Source organism: Bartonella sp. PS7NMGDW, from assembly GCF_042193585.1.
In the GTDB taxonomy this organism is placed as follows: domain Bacteria; phylum Pseudomonadota; class Alphaproteobacteria; order Rhizobiales; family Rhizobiaceae; genus Bartonella; species Bartonella grahamii.
This window is the reverse complement of the sequence record NZ_JBHILX010000078.1, coordinates 1-1,239: the sequence shown is the minus strand read 5'-3', so window position 1 is coordinate 1,239 and position 1,239 is coordinate 1. Positions and strand designations below refer to the sequence as shown.

Genomic DNA, 1,239 nt, shown 5'->3' with positions numbered 1-1,239 from the left:
ACTTTTACGGTTGATGCTGAACAGCAGACGACGTTGATAAGACTTCAAAGTAAATCGCATTTTTTAGAGTATAAGAATGGGATATCAGTTTGTTTTAAAGCGAAGGGTAAGAATGTTGGGGAAACCGCAATTGCCTTGAATGATTTAGCCGGTAAGCCCGTTTATAAGGCGACGGAATTAGGCATTCGTGCATTATCTGGAGGTGAACTTCAAAGGGGGTGCATTTATAGCTTGATTTATAGGGATCATGCTTGGCAAGTTTTAAATCCTACACCTCTCTCTTTATCACAAGAACCGGTTATTCCCGTTTATCCTACGGGGACGATAGGGATTTTTGGGATGCAAGTTTTGCCAGAGGGCTGGTTACCCTGTGATGGGAAGGCTTATTTGCGCAGTGATTATCCTGCTCTTTATGATGCAATAGGGATCAGATGGGGTGGAGCTGATACTTGGAACAAGTTTAACGTTCCCGATTTGCGTGGTGTTTTTTTACGAGGTGTTGATGATGATCGCGAGATCGACCGCTTTCGTTATCTTGGCACTTTACAAAATGACGCTATGAGAAAGCATGACCATGGGGGGCAATCCTTTACGATTTTGAATGATGAAGATGAGGAAGAGAGTTGGTATGGTGATTTGACGATCATCTGGGGATATGTGTTGAATGACCAGCAAAGATTGAAACTTGCCGAACGTTTGGGCGTGAGGGCAGAGGATATACGCGTGCACCATAAGCTCGCCTTTCCCCATTCCCACCTTCATATGCGTGATGTTGCATTGGCACGTTCAGGTGCAAGTGAGACGCGTCCGATTAATATGAGTGTTGTGTTTGGAATCAAGACGTGAGGTTCATATGTCGACGATTTATGATTGGTCTTTAACGGCATCTGAAAATGGTGGTGCTGATGCTTTGATTAATTGGTCAGAGGGACAGCACCCTAACACGGTTAATAATAGCGCTCGTTTTATGATGCAAAGGATAAGAGAGTATTTATCGGATACGGGCGGCGTGCTTGAAGGGATTGTGACGGTTGATAATAACCAAAAGATGAGCGTGATAAGGCTTCTAAGCCAATCGGCATTTTTAGAGTATAAGAATGGCATATCGGTTTGTTTTAAAGCGAAGGGCAAGAATGTTGGGGCGACAACAATTGCTTTAAATAATTTAGCCGGTAAGCCCGTTTATAAGGCGACAGAAACCGGTTTATTAGCCTTATCGGGAGGAGAGATACAAGATGG

Annotated in this window: 1 protein-coding gene and 1 pseudogene; both read left to right on the top strand. The window is 43.7% G+C overall.

Annotated features, from left to right (window positions below):
- On the top strand, positions 1-846 hold an 846-nt coding region (locus tag ACFIKJ_RS09330; RefSeq protein ID WP_375670547.1), incomplete at its 5' end, for a phage tail protein.
- A gap of 7 nt (positions 847-853) precedes the next feature.
- A pseudogene (locus ACFIKJ_RS09325) lies at positions 854-1,239 on the top strand (phage tail protein); the annotation flags it as partial.